The sequence below is a fragment of the Marinimicrobium hydrolyticum genome, from assembly GCF_030848505.1.
GTDB lineage: Bacteria > Pseudomonadota > Gammaproteobacteria > Pseudomonadales > Cellvibrionaceae > JAVDDU01.
In genome coordinates this window covers 1-18486 of record NZ_JAVDDU010000010.1, presented here as the reverse complement: position 1 = coordinate 18486, position 18486 = coordinate 1, and the positions used below count along the sequence as shown (strand labels likewise).

At 56.4% G+C, this 18486-nt stretch carries 12 protein-coding genes; 7 read left to right on the top strand and 5 right to left on the bottom strand.

Going from position 1 to position 18486, the window contains the following annotated elements:
• Positions 1–287: 287 nt before the first annotated feature.
• The 3 genes from RBH33_RS14905 to RBH33_RS14895 form a co-directional block, all read right to left on the bottom strand.
• Positions 288–1661 carry a DUF1302 family protein gene (locus tag RBH33_RS14905; RefSeq protein ID WP_306733012.1) on the bottom strand — a complete coding sequence of 458 codons (1374 nt, stop codon included), beginning with the start codon at positions 1659–1661 and terminating at the stop codon, positions 288–290.
• A gap of 245 nt (positions 1662–1906) precedes the next feature.
• Complete coding sequence (locus RBH33_RS14900; protein ID WP_306733011.1) at positions 1907–2719, bottom strand: outer membrane lipoprotein-sorting protein; 813 nt, start codon at positions 2717–2719, stop codon at positions 1907–1909.
• Positions 2716–5067 carry an efflux RND transporter permease subunit gene (locus tag RBH33_RS14895; protein ID WP_306733010.1) on the bottom strand — a complete coding sequence of 784 codons (2352 nt, stop codon included), beginning with the start codon at positions 5065–5067 and terminating at the stop codon, positions 2716–2718. The genes RBH33_RS14900 and RBH33_RS14895 overlap by 4 nt, the downstream gene beginning before the upstream one ends.
• A 215-nt stretch (positions 5068–5282) precedes the next feature.
• Between RBH33_RS14895 and tmk the strand changes: the two genes are divergently transcribed.
• Positions 5283–5906 carry a dTMP kinase gene (tmk, locus tag RBH33_RS14890; protein ID WP_306733009.1) on the top strand — a complete coding sequence of 208 codons (624 nt, stop codon included), beginning with the start codon at positions 5283–5285 and terminating at the stop codon, positions 5904–5906.
• A gap of 488 nt (positions 5907–6394) precedes the next feature.
• On the opposite strand, the gene traF is transcribed toward tmk, so the two are convergent.
• Both traF and RBH33_RS14880 read right to left on the bottom strand, forming a co-directional pair.
• Positions 6395–7549, bottom strand: a complete 1155-nt coding sequence (gene traF / locus RBH33_RS14885; RefSeq protein WP_306733008.1) for a conjugal transfer protein TraF — start codon at positions 7547–7549, stop codon at positions 6395–6397.
• A 294-nt stretch (positions 7550–7843) separates the two neighbouring features.
• Complete coding sequence (locus RBH33_RS14880) at positions 7844–8482, bottom strand: RluA family pseudouridine synthase (protein ID WP_306733007.1); 639 nt, start codon at positions 8480–8482, stop codon at positions 7844–7846.
• A 332-nt stretch (positions 8483–8814) separates the two neighbouring features.
• Here RBH33_RS14880 and RBH33_RS14875 point away from each other — a divergent pair, with 332 nt between their 5' ends.
• The 6 genes from RBH33_RS14875 (at position 8815) to RBH33_RS14850 (ending at position 18475) form a co-directional block, all read left to right on the top strand.
• Complete coding sequence (locus RBH33_RS14875) at positions 8815–9888, top strand: DNA polymerase III subunit delta' (protein WP_306733006.1); 1074 nt, start codon at positions 8815–8817, stop codon at positions 9886–9888.
• Positions 9889–10424: 536 nt separating this feature from the next.
• On the top strand, positions 10425–10778 hold the full coding sequence (locus RBH33_RS14870; protein ID WP_306733005.1) for a PilZ domain-containing protein: 354 nt from the start codon (positions 10425–10427) through the stop codon (positions 10776–10778).
• Positions 10779–10927: 149 nt separating this feature from the next.
• On the top strand, positions 10928–11722 hold the full coding sequence (locus RBH33_RS14865; protein ID WP_306733112.1) for a TatD family hydrolase: 795 nt from the start codon (positions 10928–10930) through the stop codon (positions 11720–11722).
• Between the two features lie 580 nt (positions 11723–12302).
• On the top strand, positions 12303–12935 hold the full coding sequence (locus RBH33_RS14860) for a dUTP diphosphatase (protein ID WP_306733004.1): 633 nt from the start codon (positions 12303–12305) through the stop codon (positions 12933–12935).
• Positions 12936–13290: 355 nt separating this feature from the next.
• Complete coding sequence (locus RBH33_RS14855; RefSeq protein WP_306733003.1) at positions 13291–18102, top strand: CotH kinase family protein; 4812 nt, start codon at positions 13291–13293, stop codon at positions 18100–18102.
• Complete coding sequence (locus RBH33_RS14850) at positions 18086–18475, top strand: hypothetical protein (RefSeq protein ID WP_306733002.1); 390 nt, start codon at positions 18086–18088, stop codon at positions 18473–18475. Before RBH33_RS14855 ends, RBH33_RS14850 begins: the two co-directional genes overlap by 17 nt.
• Positions 18476–18486: the final 11 nt, after the last annotated feature.

The window sequence follows — 18486 nt, the reverse complement described above, 5'->3', positions numbered from 1 at the left end:
CGATGGATTCCCGCGTTCGCGGGAATGACGAGCGAGCGCCGCGTCATTGCATGATAATTTATTCTGGATTCCCCCCCCCCGTTCGCGGAATGACGTGTGCGGGCCCGAGTGAATGCTCTCTACCCATTCGTTCTGCGTTCGCGGGAGAGACGTGTGTGGGGCCGAGCGAATGCCCTCTACTCTATGCGTCCTGCGTTCGCGGGAAGGACGTGAGCGGGCCCGTGCGAATTCTCTCTACCCATTTGTCATCCCCGCGAAGGCGGGGATCCAGCGTTAACGGTAGGTTGCTAAAAGCCCCGGCGCAGCGTTAGCAGAACGCTGTCGTTGTAGCGATAGGGATAGATCATTTGCGCCTGGTCCGAGGCGCGGTAGTCAATCACGCTGAGGCTAACAGAGAAATTATCCACCGGGTCCCAGTCGGCGGAAAAACGCAGCACGTCGCCCTGATCCCCGACTAAGCGAATGCCCAGCGCGCCCAGCGCCAGGCGCTCATTAAACAAGGTATAGCGGAGCCGTAACGCCTGACCCGTTTGCCATTCGTCGGATGCCAGCTCGGCACTGTGATCATCGGTGTAGCTCCAGCTGAACTCACCCGTGATCGTAAGGCGTTGAATGCCACTGTACTCAGCGGCGACCATGGCCCGCCATTGGTCGTGCTCCGCCCAGGGTTCAAGGGGGTTTTGATAAGGCAGGTGTACACCCCGGTGCCAGGCTTGCTCGGTCTTCAGCAACCAAACACCACGCGTACTTTGCAGCGCCAGGCCGGCGACTTGCTGGCGCCAGGGCTCAAGGATAATATCGCCGGGTACGGCCTCTGGGACTACCGGGTCCACTCCGGGCTGTCCAAAGCCGGTCGGGCGAGTGTCAAAGCTGTACACATCAGCCAGCATAAACTGAGCGTCCAGCCCCGGCCGGCGAGTGTGCCAACGCACCGCCCAGCCTGGTGAGCTACCGCGCCGAACTTGTAGGTCTGGCGCTTCGTTCGGCGCACCACCTCGAAACTGGATAAACGGGTCGAACTCCTCCCGCGCGGCGGGCAGGCGGTCAGTGGGCATCTCCGGCAAAAGCACCAAGTCGAGCTGGTTGTTCCAAGTCAACGTCAAGGCGGGAACGGGCAGGCGCAGATCCTCCAAATCTTCCTGCCCAGGCCAACGTTGGTCCCGCCGCGCCAGAACATCCGTGACCTTTAAGGTTTCCGATTCACCCCAGGCCAGCGTCTGGTACCCGCCCTTAACCCACCAGTCACCGTCCTGCCAGGAGAGGTAGCTGTCCGCCGCTTCCCAGCGCCACTCACGAGCACGACGCTGTTCGCGAGTAAATTCATAGCCGGACCAAGCGCCCTGACGTTCCAGCTCCGGCAGCCAGTCGTGAATGACGGAACCCGCCAAGCGCACCCGCCAATTATCACGACGCCATGTTAGCTGTCCGTACAGCTGCGTTTCGGTGCGAGTGAAGTCCGAACCTTGTCGGGTAAAGCCCTCGCTAGGCGTCCGGTACCCGTAGCCAGTTTTCTGCTGTACCCAGCCGCGATGGCTCCACGCACTAGGCTCGTCTTCCGCCGCGCGGCTAGTGGTATCCACCTCACCAAAAAAATCGGCCTGGGCGCTACCGAATGGCAGTGCCAGAGCGAAAGAGAAAAAGGCGGTTTTCATTCTATTCATGGTGAGTCACTTTCGTTGGCTCCCTAATTATCATCCCCGCGAAAGCGGGGAACCAGCTTTATCGCGCCATGTGCCACGCTCCAATGGATTCCCGCTTTCGCGGGAATGACGGGGGTGTGCCAGGATGATGGAGCATAGGGGTGCCTCACAATTCGTCATCCCCGCGCAGGCGGGGATCCAGTTTTATGGTTACAGGGAAGTAATGTCAGCGTGATTTAAAACACAGGTTTCCCTTTCCCCGCCGCCTATAAACCCTGTTGCATAGACTGTGTTGTGAACAAGCTCTCATCCGTATGCTCGTTATAACGCACCTCGCTAAAGCGAAACACACTGGCGTGTTCGCGTTCGCCGTTGCGGGTGGTCACCATTTGCAGGCGCATAGGCGTCCAAATGTCATCGATCAGTTGCAAATCGCTGGCGGTAAAATATTTGATTCGGTTACCACGCGTCACCCAAATTTGGCCTTGCACTTGTACAAAATTGTCCTGCCGAATCCACAGGTGAGACTTCTCATAACCCGTTTCTCGGGCTACACGATCAGCAAACTCCGGCTTGGGCGTTGATTGAATAAGCCATGTCTTGGCGCCATCCACTTCAGCGTCGTCCTCCAGTATTTCGTAGTCATACCAATCAATATTGACACCGTTGATGTCCGAGTAAGTAAAGTCACTGCCCATGAATGAGCCGGAACGATCGCCCGCAGCGACTCGGCGCACCTGCTTGAGCGCCGGCAAATACAGCCAGGAATCATCGTCACGGTCGTCCGTGTAGTCGTAATTCATATAGGAAGTGCCAGCCACATCCGTGGGTGAAAGAAAGAACGAAATGGACTTTTCCACTTCATCGGTTTCCAACGTAAAAAGTCGGATGTCGCGCACTCGCTCTCGTCCGCGGCGGTCAATCAAAATCAGTTGCGCGCGTGCCACGGAAGAGTCACCGGTGTAGCGATTGTCGACTTTCTCCATAATGGCGCGGGCGTCCAAAGTTTCCGCCACAGTGAAGGGCGACACCATAAACAGAGCTGCGAATAGGACGCAGGATCGGGTAAATACTTTCATGAATGGCTGGCCTCCGACGCCGAAAATTGTTGTGAGACTTCTGAGTCCGGTTCCTTTTCACCGTCCAACCAATAGAGCAGGGCGGGCAGGGCAATCAAGTCGCCCACCAGCGCCAGGGCCATAATAGTGGCAGCGAACAAGCCGGTATAGATGTACGGAATGAACGAGCCCAACAGCATGACGCTGAACCCGGACACAAGAATAATAGAGGTAAAAATCACCGCGCGACCCGCCTCTGTCATGGCCCGTGTAATGGCATCGTGGGTGCTTTCCCCAGTGCGCTTAGCGCGCAAGTACCGGTTTAGCACATGTATGGCATCGTCCACGGCGATACCCATGGTCATGGCACCCACAATCATGGTGCCTAAGTTGAGGGGGACATCCAGCAGCACCAGCAGGGAGCCCGTCATTAAAATCGGCACCACACTGGGAATAAGCGCAACCAGCCCGTATTTTACGGAGCGGAACAACACCACAAAGCTTACGCCGATTATCAGCAGCGCTATCATAAATGATCTGAACATGCCCTGGTTAATGTAGACATCCTGAGCGTGATACATCACCACGCTGCCAGTCAGCTCAACGCTCAAGTCTGGGTGTTCGCTTTGAATATAGCCTTGTAGCCTTTCCAAAAAGGCGCTGGTGTCGCTGGCCGCCATATTGGTAATGGGCGCGGTAACGCGCAGGTAGCGCTCATAGAAGTCTTTTGCATCGGTCAGGTCTTCCTCCGGCCCCGTATTGTCGTATAACAATAGAAATTGCGCGGCCAATTCTCGGCTGTCCGGTAACAAATACATGGACGGGTCATCATAGTGTAGGGCCTGGTTAATCTCCCGGTGAAAGTCGATCAGTGAATTGATACGCCCGGCTTCCGGTTGCGCTTGTAACCAGGATTGTAGCTCAGCCACTTCCTGCAAAAACTCCGGCCGGTGAATGCCGCCTTCTGCGCCGCTATCAATCAGCAAATCAATATTTTGAATGCCATTGTAAACGTCATCGAAGTAAGTCAGATCTGACCGAGTCGGGTTGCTCTCCTTGAAGTAGGTAATAAAGTTTGAATCCACTTCCAGGCGTGGAATCAGTATCAGGCTACCCGCCAAAAACAGCACGCCGATCAACGTGATGGGCCTGCGATGGCGGCGGGTAAAGTCCGGTAATTGTTTGGTAAGACGAGCAATGCGACCCGTATCAACCGCGTGCTGGGTTCTAGGTGAGAAGGCGGTGATGAAGCTCAATAACGCCGGCATCAATGTCATGGCGACCAAAAACAACGTCAGCGCGCCTATTGAACCCAGCCAGGCGAAATGACGCACCGGAACCAGTTCGGTAACACCGAGGGCGGCGAAGCCACCAGCGGTCGTCAGGGCCGTATAAAAGGCGGGTACCCACAAGTGTTCAACCGCTGATTGCGCGGCCAACTGCGGCGTCTGCCCTTGAGTGCGAAAGTGGTAAAACTCCACCAGTACGTGAATGGAGATACCCACACCAATGATAATCAGCGTCGGCACCAGAGCAGAGCTAACCACAGAGTGGGGCCAACCCAGTAGCCCCTGCATGCCCGTCACCAACACAATGCCGGTGCCAATCACGGCCCAGGGCAGTAGCATGCCGGTTAAGGAGCGAAAGCTGATAAACAAAATCAGGATCATCAACGCCGCCATGGTCGGGTGAATCCAGCTTTGATCCCGTTTGGTGAGCACTTCAAACTGTTCTGTGAACACCGGCTGGCCGCTCAAGTAAAGCGGGTACCCCTGCGCTTCGTACTCGTGCTGGGCAATATGCTCCCTGAGTGCGCCCATCAAAGACATTTTCTTGTCGCTGCTGCCTACCTCATAGCGAATTCGGCCCACAACCCGTGTATGGCGCAGATCTTCCGTTATCAGCGACCCCAAAGCCATGGGTTCACCCAGGATAGTGTTTCGCGCTTCCGCCAGTGATTGCGAGTCGTCAATAAACTCGATCAAATCATCCGTCGCCAGCATGGCGCCATCGGAGTGAGTGTATTGGTATTTGGTGAGCGAGCGCACCTGGGTAATTTCCGGGCGCGACTCCAAAAAGCGGGTGAGTTCTTCTACTACGGCAATAGTCTCCGGCGTGAACACATCAGGGTGGCCATCGGGAGCCACCACACCGATGGACAGGTATTCCACATCACCGAACAAATCCAATAACTCGTTAAAGTTATCCAGATTGGGGTCACCAGTTACGAAGTAACTTTCATTGGAATTGTCGTAGTAGAGGTTATTCATGGGTATGAACGAGAGCCCCGCCGCGAGCGCGAACAGAGCAATGACCAGCCAGCGCCATTGGGTGACAAACCTGGCCCAGCCATGAATAAAACCTTTCATGAGACTTCTCCTTGTAAGCGCGGCGCGCGGATCAACGCCGTGAATGCTCGGGGCTGATGGAGCTAAAGTTAACACCACAAAGTTAACAATGTAAAGTTGAATCATTAACTTTTTTCAAGCTCGTCTAGCGGCCAGCGAGTGTGTAGACTTGCGTCGCTAAGAGGCAGCTTGGTGGTTACCGCCGCTGGAAGGTCAAGCACAATCGGATTAGAGCTATGAGTCAGGGTAAATTCATCACTATTGAAGGCACGGAAGGCGTCGGCAAGAGCACAAACCTGGCGTTTGTGCGTGACTGGCTGAGTGGCCAGGGCCGGGAAGTGGTGGTAACGCGCGAGCCGGGTGGTACGCCGCTCGCGGAGGAAATTCGCTCCCTGCTGCTGACCAACCGGGCCGAGCCCGTATCCCCAACCGCCGAGTTGTTATTGATTTTTGCGGCCCGTGCTCAACACTTGGAGCAAGTGGTAAAGCCTGCGCTGGCCCGGGGCGCCTGGGTACTGTGCGACCGGTTTACCGATTCCACTTACGCTTATCAGGGCGGCGGCCGCGGTTTTGATAAGGATCGGATTGGCTTGTTGGAAACACTGGTGCAAGGAGACTTGCGCCCAGACATGACCTTGATTTTGGATATCGACATCGAACTGGGCTTAAGCCGCGCCCGCCAACGCAGTGAGCCGGATCGTTTCGAGGGCGAGACCGTACGATTCTTCGAACAAGTCCGCGCCGCCTACCGTGATTTGGCGGCGCGTGCACCGGAACGTTACGCCGTGGTGGATGCCGGTCAACCGCTGGAGGCTGTGCAGAAGGATATTGCGAAGGTGCTGGAACGGCTAAACGGCTAGCAGCCGTCATCCCCGCAAAAGCGGGCATCCAGAAGAGCTTAACTATTACTCGTCGTCTCCGCGAAAGCGGGGATCCAGTTTTCGCCTCGGTTTAAGCGTTTCGCTCGGACCTCCGGTCGCATATGGATTCCCGCTTGCGCGGGAATGACGAAAGGCGTAGATAACTTAACTGTTACTCGTCACGCCCGCGAAAGCGGGGATCCAGTTTTCGTCTCGGCTTAAGCGTTTCGCTCGGAGCTCCGGTCGTATATGGATTCCCGCTTGCGCGGGAATGACGCAAGGCGTAGATAACTTAACTGTTACTCGTCACGCCCGCAAAAGCGGGGATCCAGCTTTCGCCTCGGCTTAAGCGTTTCGCTCGGAGCTCCGGTCGTATATGGATTCCCGCTTGCGCGGGAATGACGAAAGGCGTAGATAATTTAACTGTTACTCGTCATCCCCGCGAAAGCGGGGATCCAGTTTTTGTCTCGGTATTGCGTTTGAACAGTCTAGAACCTCAACCCAATCTGCAACGCTGCACCGGCGGAGTCATCATCCCCAGAAATGGCTGCTAGGTCGATATTAAACACACCGGGTGAAAAGCCTAAGCCGACCGAAATAGTATCACTGAAATTGTTCTCCAGATCCTTTTGCAGACCAGCTCGTAAATGCATCCAGCTCAAAGGACTGAATTCCACGCCTGCACGAAGGCTTCTCCGGTCAGCGCCTGTGGCCAAGTCGGGGCTAGCGGCCAGGTCTAACGCACCTTCCAGGCTCACGCGGTTGGTCTGGTAACCCAAAGCTGCGGTTATGCGTGGCTCAGTTTCCATAACGCCACCGTCCACTGTTTCATATTCCCGACTGAGGGCATTATTCACGGCCAGTGCATAGCGCATGCTTCCCGCCATGTAAGTAACACCGGCGTCCAGGTTAGTACTGGAACTCTTCACGGTATAGTCGGCCGCATCGAAGTCGTCTTCCTCAAATTCGCGCAGGGTAGAGTTATAGGCAAAGGTTTCTACAGTCACGCGCTTCGGTGTTGCGCCCACCAATAACTGACCCTCGCCCAGACTGAATGACTTGGACAAGGCCACGCCAAGGTCAGAGATCACGGCTCCGCGTGCGAAGATGGAGGAGCTCAGGTCATCAGGATCAAAGTAATCATTGATGGCGTTTTCGATCCTGAGATAATCTTCCTCGTCCACCACGGTATACACATCGGCGCTCAGGCGGCTCCGGTGAATAAAACTAACGGATACGAGATTGTTTGGAATCGCCACCACCAAACTGGTGCCTACGTCGAGCAGGACGTACTGATCTTCAATGTTTTCCAAATGACTAATGGCGCGTTGGGCTAAGTCTGGCGTAAGATCCTGGTAGCTGGTGATCGCATCCAGTTCATCGAGAAAGTCGGTCAGCTCGTCCAGGTCGTCGAGCAATTCAACGTCGGCGGAAATAAACGCACCGACACTTCCCACCACAGCAAACCGGTCACCCTCTTTAAACGAAGCACCTAGACTCGGGTTGTACAGCACACCATCGGCGTAACTGCCAGTGGCATAACCAGCTCCCGATAAACCGGCTAGGCGAGCATTGCCTAAATCGGAAGCGTAAGCGGTTCCCGTCGCAGCGAGAAGGGCGAGGCTGAGCAGTGTTTTTTTCATAATTAGCAGACCCGATGTTGTTAAAGATTAAATGTAAATCGATCCATGCCGTTGCGGATGAGTTTTTGCGGAAAGACCTGTATGCGACCTTTTTGTCGCCAACCGCTCCGCTTCAATTAATCCGCCACTCTCGTCATTCCCGCGTACGCGGGAATCCATGTCTGCACAGAGCTTTGAATGCAAGGTCAAAGCGGCGGTAAATCCTGGATCCCTACCTTCAAGGGAATGACGAATACCTTATATGAAAGTAGTCTGGAATCGGGCGCCTAGCAAAGTTTATGCGCTAAATTTTCATCAAAAAGCGGGGGCTGAACGAAAACAAACCCGAGTACCGTCGCCAGGATCCGTAAATGCCAGAGTACAGGCGTGCAAATGCAGGCGGGTAGCGGTGACGGGAATAGCGCCGGGTGTATACAACGTGTCGCCAAGAATAGGGTGGCCGATCGCAAGCATGTGCACCCGCAATTGATGAGAACGGCCGGTCACGGGTGTCAATTCCACACGCGTCAGTTGCCGCTCCATATCACGCCTCATTACCCGGTAACGGGTCAAGGAGGGTTTACCCTGTTCGTGGTCCACCATCTGGCGGGGCCGGTTAGGCCAATCGCAAATCAACGGTAAATCTACCTCTCCTTCATCATCAGCCATCAGGCCATTCACCACCGCCTGATACGTCTTGCTGACTTCGCGCTGCTCAAACTGCCGACCAATATGCCGCAACGGCTCATAGCCCAGAGGCACCACCAACAAACCAGACGTGGGCTGATCCAGTCGGTGCACAATGCGCGCGTTAGGGTAGGCGGGCAGCAGTCGGTTGATTAGGCAATCCCACTTCTCGGGCCCTTTACCCGGTACCGTTAACAGGCCCGCTGGTTTATCGACGATCAGAAAAGCATCGCAGCGGTGCAAAATGTCGGGCAGGGCGGTGGACATGGGGGCGACTCAGACACAAACGGGTGCGGATTATTGCAGAAAGCGCCCCAAGACGAAACGCGCGTTGCACTGGCGCGGTTGCGCCTGCCCCCCGGCCCGCTTGTCATCCCCGCGAAAGTGGGGATCCAGTTTTTAGGTGAGCGGACCCGGACTTACATGGGTTCCCGCTTACGCGAGAATGACGAAGGTTGTGGAATGGCACTACGGCCGTTCGCCATCCCCGCGAAGGCGGGGATCCAGCTTTTAGGGTGCTAACCGTCCACATGGATTCTCGTCAGCCGGGGAATGACGAAGGTGCAGAGTAGATGCAATCCTCGTAAGGGTGCCTTACCATGGCGCTCATTCCCGGCCGCGTGTCGGAAGACTTTGGCAAGAGACTGGCGACCCTAGAGAACATGAGAGACTTTCCGGCCCTTCCATACCCCTGGCAGCAGAACGACTGGCAAAGCTTCAGCGCGCAGTTGGAACAGCGCCACTTGCCCCATGCGCTAATGCTGGCCGGCCCCCAAGGCATCGGCAAACGGCACCTGGCCGAAGCGCTGGCCCAGCGAGTACTCTGCTTATCTCCCGCCAGCGGGACCGCCTGCGGCAAATGCCGTGCCTGCGACCTGATGAAAGCCGGCACCCATCCGGATATCACCTGGCTAGAGCCCGAAGAGCCCGGCAAAGCCATCAAAATTGATTCCGTACGGGCGCTGATCCAAACCCTCGGCCAAACCGCACAGCAGGGCGGCTACAAGGTGGTAATCGTCGACCCCGCCGAAGCCATGAACGCCAATGCCTCCAACGCCTTACTGAAATCCCTGGAAGAGCCCGCAGAAAACACCCTGCTGATTCTGATCAGCCACACCCCCAGTGCGGTCATGCCCACCATCCGCAGCCGCTGCCAAATGCACCTGCTTGCCCTCCCTGGCGAGGAACAAGTACTGCGTTGGTTGACGCCGCTAATGACCGGAAGCCAGGTGGCACCGGAGCGCCTTCTGGCCGCCGCGCGCGGTGCGCCTTTGACAGCCCTAGCTCTGCTGGAAGGTGATGCCCTGGAGTGGCGCGAACAGCTCCAGGATGGCTTAGTCCAGTTAAGCGAAGATCGCGTATCCGCTATTGCGCTCGCCGCACAGTGGCAAAACGCCGACGTGGCGGCCACCTTGGAATGGCTCCTGGGCTGGGTGCATGACCTGGCTCGCTGGCGCGTCGGCGCCCCGAGCGTGGTCATGGATGAGCTGCCTGAGGCGGCTCAACAGCGTTTTCGGCAGCTCTCGCTGCCAGTACTGCACCGGTACTTGGAAAAGCTGCTCACCACAAAAAAACAGCTGCTCAGCGGCGCCAACCCCAATAAGCAGCTATTATTGGAGGAGTTACTGCTCGATTGGGGTGTTTTACTGAAGCAGCGTGAGCGGAGCCAGTAGACCTATTTTGTATGCCCAAATCGGATATACTTGGGTAATTATCGAGCGGAAGAAAGGCTGGGATTGGACGCGTCGGGACAAGTACCCCAACCCTCGTCATCCCCGCGCAGGCGGGGATCCAGATTGTAGTGGTAACGTGGTTGCCTATGGATTCCCGCGTTCGCGGGAATGACGGAGTGAGGGGGAAACCGGCGAATTGCCAGAAGGAAAGGGTAATTACGTTTTGAGCCCTTCAGGGCCAGGGTTCTCGGGTACCCGTCATCCCCGCGCAGGCGGGGATCCAGTTAGGTGGTAATCGTATTGCCTATGGATTCCCGCTTTCGCGGGAATGACGGAGTGAGGGGGAACCGGAGAATTGGCAGAAGGAAAGGGTAATTACGTTTTGAGCCCCTCAGGGCTACGGTATCTCGGGTACCCGTCATCCCCGCGCAGGCGGGGATCCAGATTGTAGTGGTAACGTTACTGCCAATGGATATCTGCCTGCGCAGGAATGACGAAGCGAAGTTTGTTTAGCGATTTTTTAAACAGGATACGATATGCAAGCAATTGGCGGCGGTGCCCGCAACGGCATCCTCTCACTGACCATTAAGGATAAAGCGGTCCTTTATGCCGCCTACATGCCTTTTGTAAAGCATGGCGGCCTGTTTATCCCCACCAACAAGAGCTACAAACTGGGCGACGAAGTCTTTATGTTGCTCAACCTGATGGACGAGCCGGAAAAAATCCCCGTGGCCGGCAAAGTCGTCTGGGTCACACCCAAAGGTGCCCAGGGCAACCGCGCCGCCGGTATTGGGGTTCAGTTCAGCGATCAGGACAACACAGCCGTCAGCAAAATCGAAACCTACTTGGCGGGCTCCCTGGAATCCGAGCGCGCCACCCACACCATGTAAAAAGCGGGTGCACCTGCGGCACCCCAGCTCCCACAAACGGCGCCCCGGCTTGACTCAGCCACCGGACGCCAGTGTAAGATTTGCTCCCTGAATTCGAAGCCGCCGCGCTCGCGCAACGGCTTTCCATTGCCCAGCACCGAGCGGACCCTATGCTTGTAGACTCCCACTGCCACCTGGATAGACTCAAACTGGACCCCTACAACGGCGACCTGTCCGCCGCCCTGGACGCGGCCCGCGCACGGGACATCCAACAGTTTCTGTGTATCGGCGTCAGCCTGGATAACCGCCACGCCGTACTGGACATCGCCCACCGCTTCCCAGACGTAGTGGCCTCCGTGGGCGTCCACCCCTGCGACGTTGAGTCTGGCACAGCCAGCGTGGAACAGCTGGTCAACTGGAGCCAGGACCCAAAAGTCGTCGCCCTGGGCGAAACCGGCCTGGACTACCACTACTCCCCCGAGACCAAAGCCCTTCAACAAGAAAGCTTTGCCATGCACCTGCAAGCGGGCGCACAAGCCGGCTTACCCGTGGTGGTGCACACCCGCGATGCGCGCGCCGACACCCTCGCACTGATCAAAGAACACGGCGACCTGGAACACGCCGGCGTTCTACATTGTTTTACCGAGGACTGGTCCATGGCCAAGGCAGCTATGGACAGAAACTACTACATCTCCCTGTCCGGCATAGTCACCTTCCGCAACGCCGAAGCCCTGCGCGATGTGGCCCGTAAAATGCCCCTGGACCGACTATTGGTCGAGACTGATTCCCCGTACCTGGCCCCCGTACCGCACCGAGGCAAGTCCAACGAGCCGCAATTCGTCCGCGACGTAGCCGAGTTCGTGGCGGAAGTGAAAGGCGTTTCCTTCGAGCAGTTAGCCGAACAAACCACGGCTAACTTTTATCGTTTGTTTCCAAAAGCTCAGGCGTTTGTTACGAGTAGGTGAGTTAATGTACGCGCTGTTCACTCGCGCTAACGTCCTTCTCGCACCTCCCTGTCATTCCCGCGAAAGCGGGAATCCAGGTGCTCCGCGCTTGGGGCAAACCGCAAAAAGCTGGATCCCCGCCTTCGCGGGGATGACCCAATTTGCTTCTGGGTGACGGATGGTAAAAGCGCCGGATCCCCGCCTTCGCGGGGATGACCCAATTTGCTTCTGGGTGACGGATGGTGAAAGCGCCGGATCCCCGCCTTCGAGGGGATGACGCAATTTGATTTTAGGTGATGGCTGGTAATAACGCTGGATCCCCGCATGCGCGGGGATGACGGAGAAGGAGACCCCTAGTCTCCGCACGGTATTACTCGCTTCTCCCTGTCATTCCCGCTCCTTCCTGTCATTCCCGCACCTCCCTGTCATTCCCGCGAAAGCGGGAATCCATAAGCACCGTGGCACAAGGAGGCTTCAAGACTGGATCCCCGCGTGCGCGAGGATGACGGGCAAAGAGTGTAGGGTATCCTTTGCTTCCGCTTTCATAGTCATTGCGTGATAAACTAACGCAATTCCAACCCAAGACAATAAAGAGACCACCATGGCCGATCGTAACACCCAGGCGCAGCAGCTACGCGTAATGCTGGAATTGCAAAACAGCATGAACACCAAAGTGCACCCCCAATGGCGAGAGCAGAACTTCGAATTCTACCGCGCTATCTGGGTGGAATGCGCCGAGCTGATGGATCACTACGGCTGGAAGTGGTGGAAAAAACAAAGCCCCGATACCGAACAAGTGGCTTTGGAATTGATCGACATCTGGCATTTTGGCCTAAGCATCCTGCTGCGAAGCGGACGCACTGAAGATGAACTCATTGCCCAAATTAACGAGCAACTGGTTATCAGCACCGATCAACCCGATTTTCGCTTAGACCTCGAAGCCTTCGCCGCCGCCACACTGGCCGACCGACAATTTCACGTGCGCGAGTTCGCCCGCCTGATGGCCGGTATTGAAATGGACCTGGACGCACTCTATCGCGGCTACGTGGGCAAAAACGTTCTTAACTTCTTTCGCCAAGATCACGGCTACAAAGACGGCAGCTACCGTAAAAACTGGCAAGACGGCCGTGAGGACAATGAGCATCTCGTAGAGTTGGTGCAAACCCTGGACGCCAGCCGCCCAACCTTTAAAGACGACCTGTACACGGCTCTGCAAACCCGCTATCAAAGTTAAGCACCGCGCCAGTATTCTTTAATTATCGCAGCCACTTCACAATGCCGCTTTCGCGTCATTCCCGCGAAGCGGGAATCCAGAATCGACGCTACACTAGCTCCTTCGAAAACTGGATCCCCGCATGCGCGAGGATGACAGGGGAAGGGGGCCTTGGTATCCACAAAGCATCCTCTACGTCATTCCCGCGAACGCGGGAATCCATACTGACCCATACTTCGCAATTGACGAAAAAATCCCACATAAACCCCCGCATTTGGAATCGCTCAACAATTGCGCTAAAGTGATCTATCGCTAACTCAAGGCGCTAAAACACCGCCTGAGTAGTCACGAATAATAAGCGCACCGGAGAAAAGCCATGGCTCGCAGCCTGCTACTGTTTCTCATCTGTCTGGCACTGCCCGCATACAGCCAAGTCGTCATCAATGAAATACAATCCTCCAACGGCATTACCGTTGATGATGAAGATGGCGACAGTGAAGACTGGATCGAGCTGTACAACGGCGGAACAGAAGCAGTCAGCCTAGACGGCTACTGGCTATCAGACGACTACGGCAACCCCTCTCGCTGGACCTTCCCCGATGTAACCTTGCAAGCCGGCGACACACTCCTGGTATGGGCCTCCGGCAAAAACCGCCGCACGCCCGGTGAACCACTGCACACCAACTTCAGCATCAGTGCCAGCGGCGAAGAAATTCTACTGCATAACGCTGAGGGAGATTTGCTGGATGAAGTGGAGCCACGGCCGATTCCCACCGACGTATCCTGGGGTCGCTCACCCAGCGGCGCCGATAACTGGGTTTATTTTAGTGAGCCTACCCCCGGTGCGGCGAACGACACCGACGGCTATCAGGAAATACTTGAGCCCCCATCCTTCTCCGCGACGGGTGGTTTTTACGACAACGCCTTTGATCTGGAAATCACTCATCCCGACCCTGACGTGACTATCGTCTACACGCTGGATGGCTCCGTGCCCAACGCCAACAATCTGGACGGCACCAGTTACCAGTACAAAATGAGTTATCCGCAAACGCAAAATAGCGAACCCACCGATGAACTTTTTGAGCGGGAATTTCGCTCGCACACCTATGCGCAAGCGGTGGAGATTCAAGATCGCTCCGATGAAGACAACACCATCTCTGCCATTGCCACCAGCTACCACAATCCGCCGTACTATTTACCCAGCCAACCGGTCCCCAAAGGCACCATGGTGCGCGCCCGAGCTATTAAGGACGGCGCCATTCCGAGCCCCATCACCACACACACGTATTTCATAACCGAAGACGGCCAGCGACCGTCCGAATTGACGATTATTTCCCTAGGTGTTCAGGAAGACGGCCTGTTCTCCTACGACGACGGCATTTACGTACCGGGTGCCCGGTTTGACGAATGGCGTATCAATAACCCCAGCCTTAACGCCGACGGAGCATCGGCGGCCAACTATCAAATGCGTGGAAGGGAGTGGGAGCGCCTTGCGCACCTGGAACTGTTTGAGCCGGAAGGCAGCGAAGCCGCCTTGAAACAGGACATAGGTGTGCGCGTGCATGGCGGCTGGAGCCGTTCCGGTAAACTCAAATCCTTCCGCCTGTACGCGCGCAACGCCTACGGCGATTCCCGTTTTAATTACCCCATGTTCCCTGGCCGAGACGACACCGGCTTCAATCGCCTGTTGTTACGCAACTCTGGCAACGACCGAACTTATACGATGTTCCGCGATGCCATGATCCAGGCGTTAGGCGAGGGCATGCGCATGGACACTCAGGCCTATAGGCCTACAGCGCTTTACCTTAATGGCGAGTATTGGGGCATTTTGAATTTACGCGAGCGTTATGACCGCCATTACCTGGGGCGCACCTACGGCGTCGATCCGGACAATGTCGATTTCATCACCAACTACAACGACATCGGTGAAGGTGATGACACACATTACCGGGAAACGATCGACTATATCGAAAACAACAGTCTTACTGTCAATTCCAATTTCGCCTATGTACAAACCCGTGTGGACACCGACAACTACATGGATTACACCATTGCCAACATTTTCGCGGACAACCGAGACTGGCCGGGTAATAATATTGACTACTGGCGCTTGCGCACCGACGAGTATCGTCTGGGCAGCCCCGAAGGGCACGATGGACGATGGCGTTGGCTTTGGTTTGACGCGGACTTTGGTTTCGGCTTGTACGACGGCGCTTCCAATGCCACCCGCGACACGCTGACCTTTGCCACGGAAGCGGGCAACACCGATTGGCCCAACCCGGATTGGTCCACCTTATTGTTGCGCAGCTTGTTGGAGAACGCTAATTTCCGTAACGACTTTATTAACCGCTTTGCGGACCTACTGAACACCAATTTCAGTTCTCAGTATGTGACCGGCGTTATCGACTCCATGAAAGCCACACTGGAACCGGAGATTCCCAACCACATCGATCGCTGGAGCCATCCGTCAAACCTTGACAATTGGCACTATCAAGTCCAAATCATGACTGATTTCGCCAACGCGCGCCCCAATCACCAACGCCAGCATATACGCGATTACTTTGGTCTGAGTGGTGACTATCAGTTAACCATTGACCGGGGACAAAATGGTGGCCATGTGCGGGTTAATACCATCGAAATTAACGACAGTACACCTGGAGTTGGGGACGCCGTTTATCCTTGGACTGGACAGTATTTTTCCAACGTACCCATTGAATTGGAAGCCATGCCAGCACCGGGCTATCGATTCAGCCATTGGGAAGGTTTGCCCGATGGTACGCCCGCCAAGACCACCGTCAATCGCAGCAGCAATCTGGAGGTAACCGCACACTTTGTGGAAGCACCATCGTTCCTGCACGCCTGGTTGTTCGACGGCGACATGGCCAACAATACGCCGTTTGAAAGCATTAATGCCCACTTCAGCCATACCGAGCACAGCGCGCGCCTGGTGTTCCACTCGGCCCTGCAAGGCTATCCCTTTGATGAAGAACACGAGGATTGGCGCCGCGCCTCTATGGAGCGCCGTGGCGGAGCCACACCGATCAACTACAAGTTGGAAACCCCTTACGCCGACGCGAACCTGCGCGCACTGCAAATTAAACAACCCTTCCGAGGCGATGCAGGCGAAAACACACTGATACTTGAGTTGCCCACCACCGGCCACAGTGACGTGGTGTTGCGTTTCGCCGCGGTGGATGAAGGCGCGGCTGAGCAATTGCTAGTGGATTACTCTGTCAGTGAAAACCCTGTGTGGACCACCGCCGGTCTGGCGCAAACCATACTCCCGCTAGGCGATGAATTTCAATTGTATTCCATTAACTTCGCCGGCTTGGATGCCGTCAACGATAACCCGCACTTTCGCGTGCGCATTCGCTTCGCAGGCGAAGACATGCACGCGGATGATGGCAACCGCGTAACCTTCAATAACATTACTCTCGATTTGCAGCAGGACTCGCAACTGGGTTACTTCTGGTTCTTTGATAACAACCTGGCTAACAACACCGAACTGGAAACCATCGCGCCGCACTTTGCTATCGCGCCCGGTGCGCATATTGAATTTCAATCTGCGCTGGAAGCCTACCCGGACACTGACCGCACCGCATCCATGGAGCGGCGCAACCGGCCCGTGGAACTCAACTATCAGACCGAGGGCAACTACGGGCTCGACTTCAGCGAGGCCGAAGGTTCCATGCGCGGTATGCAAGTGACCCAGCCGTTCCAAGGCGCGGCTGGCGAGAACACGCTTATCTTCCATATGCCCACCGCCGGCATGGCCAATCCCGTTTTCCGCTTCGCCGCCATGGATGAAGGTGCCGCGCAGTACGTTCGCATCGACTACGCCATAAACGCTGGACAGCCGGTGTGGCGAACACTGGGGCTGGAAGGGCACACCTTTGCGTTGTTGGAGGACAGTTACCAATTGTACGAAGCGGATTTCTCCAACATAAATTCCGTGAACGACAATCCGCACTTCCGCGTGCGCATGCGTTTCGTGGGCGATGACATGACCACGGACAACGGTGACAGAGTTACCTTCAACAACATCAGCCTGCACCTGAAGCCGCTGCCGAACCAAACTCCAGTAACGCCCAATGAGCCGGACCCGGATCACCCCAACGCACCCGCCAACCATCGCTTTGCGCAAGCGCAACCCATCAGCGGTGCCAGCGGCAGCCGCCTGGGCACCACCCTGGATGCCAGCACCGAAAGCGGCGAGCCGGATCACGCCGCCGAGTTGGAAACGGTCACCTCGGGCAATAGCGTGTGGTGGGTGTGGCAAGCGCCGGAAACCGAACGCATGCGCTTCAGCACCCACCAAAGCTACATTGATACCGTGCTGGCCGTATACGTGGGCGATGATCTGGAAAATCTGACCCGCGTACCCGCGCAATACCTGGCGGCGGATCAACTTTGGTTTTTAGCCGAGGCCGGCGAAACCTACCGCATCGCCGTAGCCGGTGCTGAAGAAGCGGAAGGGGATGTGGCTCTGACTTGGCAAGCCGCGGCCTCCGAAGCCATGCCCATCGTCATTGATTTTCAGCCGGGCGAGCCGGGCATTATTTGTGAAATCGACGATTGCAGCATGGACGAAAGCGGCAACCTGCAAGTGAGCGCGGACAGTTGGACGCTGAATGTAACCCTGCCAGACGATGGCGTGCACCGGCACCAACTGCAGGGCCTAGACGGTGAGGGCGCTGCCCAGTGGAGCTCTGAGTTCGCCGGGGAACGGTCCGGCACCTGGACGCGGGTGATCGCCGATGTGCAGGGTCAACCGGTGCTCATTACCCGCTTCTACGGTACTCTGAACAGCGAACACTTGGTGGAAGCATACTCCGATGGCCGCAGTCGGCACCGAATAGTCGCCACCAATGGCGACGAACTGCTGCACCTGCTCAGCCGAATCCCCGGTCTATCCGTATCCGCCGACGCTCAAGCACACATTCGTACCGAGCTGCTCATCCCAGAGTCGGCGGATCCGGCTTTGCGCGCCTTGCTGGAAGTGGACGATGAAGTGGAGCTGCGCGTTCGATACCAGCGCTTCAACTCCGTGAGCGACCAATGGGAGGACACTTCCGACCTGCTCAAGGAGTCCCGCTTCCCCGCTGGCAGCCGCGTAGTATTGGAACGAGAGGATGGTGCCGTCGAAGTCATCATCGAAACGGATATACTGAATGATCTCTATTTCTAGGAGCGCCCTGACCGTGAAAAACACCTTGGCGAACACACTGCAGACGAAAACAGAGCAAACCACAGCCGCGTTGGCGAAACCGTTTCAAGCCCGGCTGCTTGCCCTTATGCTGGCCGGCCTGCTCACCGCCTGCACCAGCTCCGACTCGGACCCCGATGACGTGACCGACCCCACAGAACCGCCAGACCCCACCCAGCCGGAAGAAGTGGAAATGACCCAAGGCGACGCCTACAACGTTTCCCCCAACGACCGCCTGGTCAACACCAGCCCCGAAGCCGCCAAAGTCCGCGTCCACTTCCGCCTGGACGAAGAAACCGCCGAAGACTCCGCCACCGCCACACTCCTAGAGGGCGAGGCGAACCTATACCGGTAATAAAGACCAAA

What these genes read in the sequence shown, in the direction of transcription:
- RBH33_RS14900 (WP_306733011.1), bottom strand. Translation starts at nt 2,719, where the DNA reads ATGAAAGTATTTACCCGATCCTGCGTCCTATTCGCAGCTCTGTTTATG.
- RBH33_RS14895 (WP_306733010.1), bottom strand. Translation starts at nt 5,067, where the DNA reads ATGAAAGGTTTTATTCATGGCTGGGCCAGGTTTGTCACCCAATGGCGC.
- RBH33_RS14855 (WP_306733003.1), top strand. Translation starts at nt 13,291, where the DNA reads ATGGCTCGCAGCCTGCTACTGTTTCTCATCTGTCTGGCACTGCCCGCA.
- RBH33_RS14880 (WP_306733007.1), bottom strand. Translation starts at nt 8,482, where the DNA reads ATGTCCACCGCCCTGCCCGACATTTTGCACCGCTGCGATGCTTTTCTG.
- RBH33_RS14870 (WP_306733005.1), top strand. Translation starts at nt 10,425, where the DNA reads ATGCAAGCAATTGGCGGCGGTGCCCGCAACGGCATCCTCTCACTGACC.
- traF (WP_306733008.1), bottom strand. Translation starts at nt 7,549, where the DNA reads ATGAAAAAAACACTGCTCAGCCTCGCCCTTCTCGCTGCGACGGGAACC.
- RBH33_RS14875 (WP_306733006.1), top strand. Translation starts at nt 8,815, where the DNA reads ATGGCGCTCATTCCCGGCCGCGTGTCGGAAGACTTTGGCAAGAGACTG.
- tmk (WP_306733009.1), top strand. Translation starts at nt 5,283, where the DNA reads ATGAGTCAGGGTAAATTCATCACTATTGAAGGCACGGAAGGCGTCGGC.
- RBH33_RS14905 (WP_306733012.1), bottom strand. Translation starts at nt 1,661, where the DNA reads ATGAATAGAATGAAAACCGCCTTTTTCTCTTTCGCTCTGGCACTGCCA.
- RBH33_RS14860 (WP_306733004.1), top strand. Translation starts at nt 12,303, where the DNA reads ATGGCCGATCGTAACACCCAGGCGCAGCAGCTACGCGTAATGCTGGAA.
- RBH33_RS14865 (WP_306733112.1), top strand. Translation starts at nt 10,928, where the DNA reads ATGCTTGTAGACTCCCACTGCCACCTGGATAGACTCAAACTGGACCCC.
- RBH33_RS14850 (WP_306733002.1), top strand. Translation starts at nt 18,086, where the DNA reads ATGATCTCTATTTCTAGGAGCGCCCTGACCGTGAAAAACACCTTGGCG.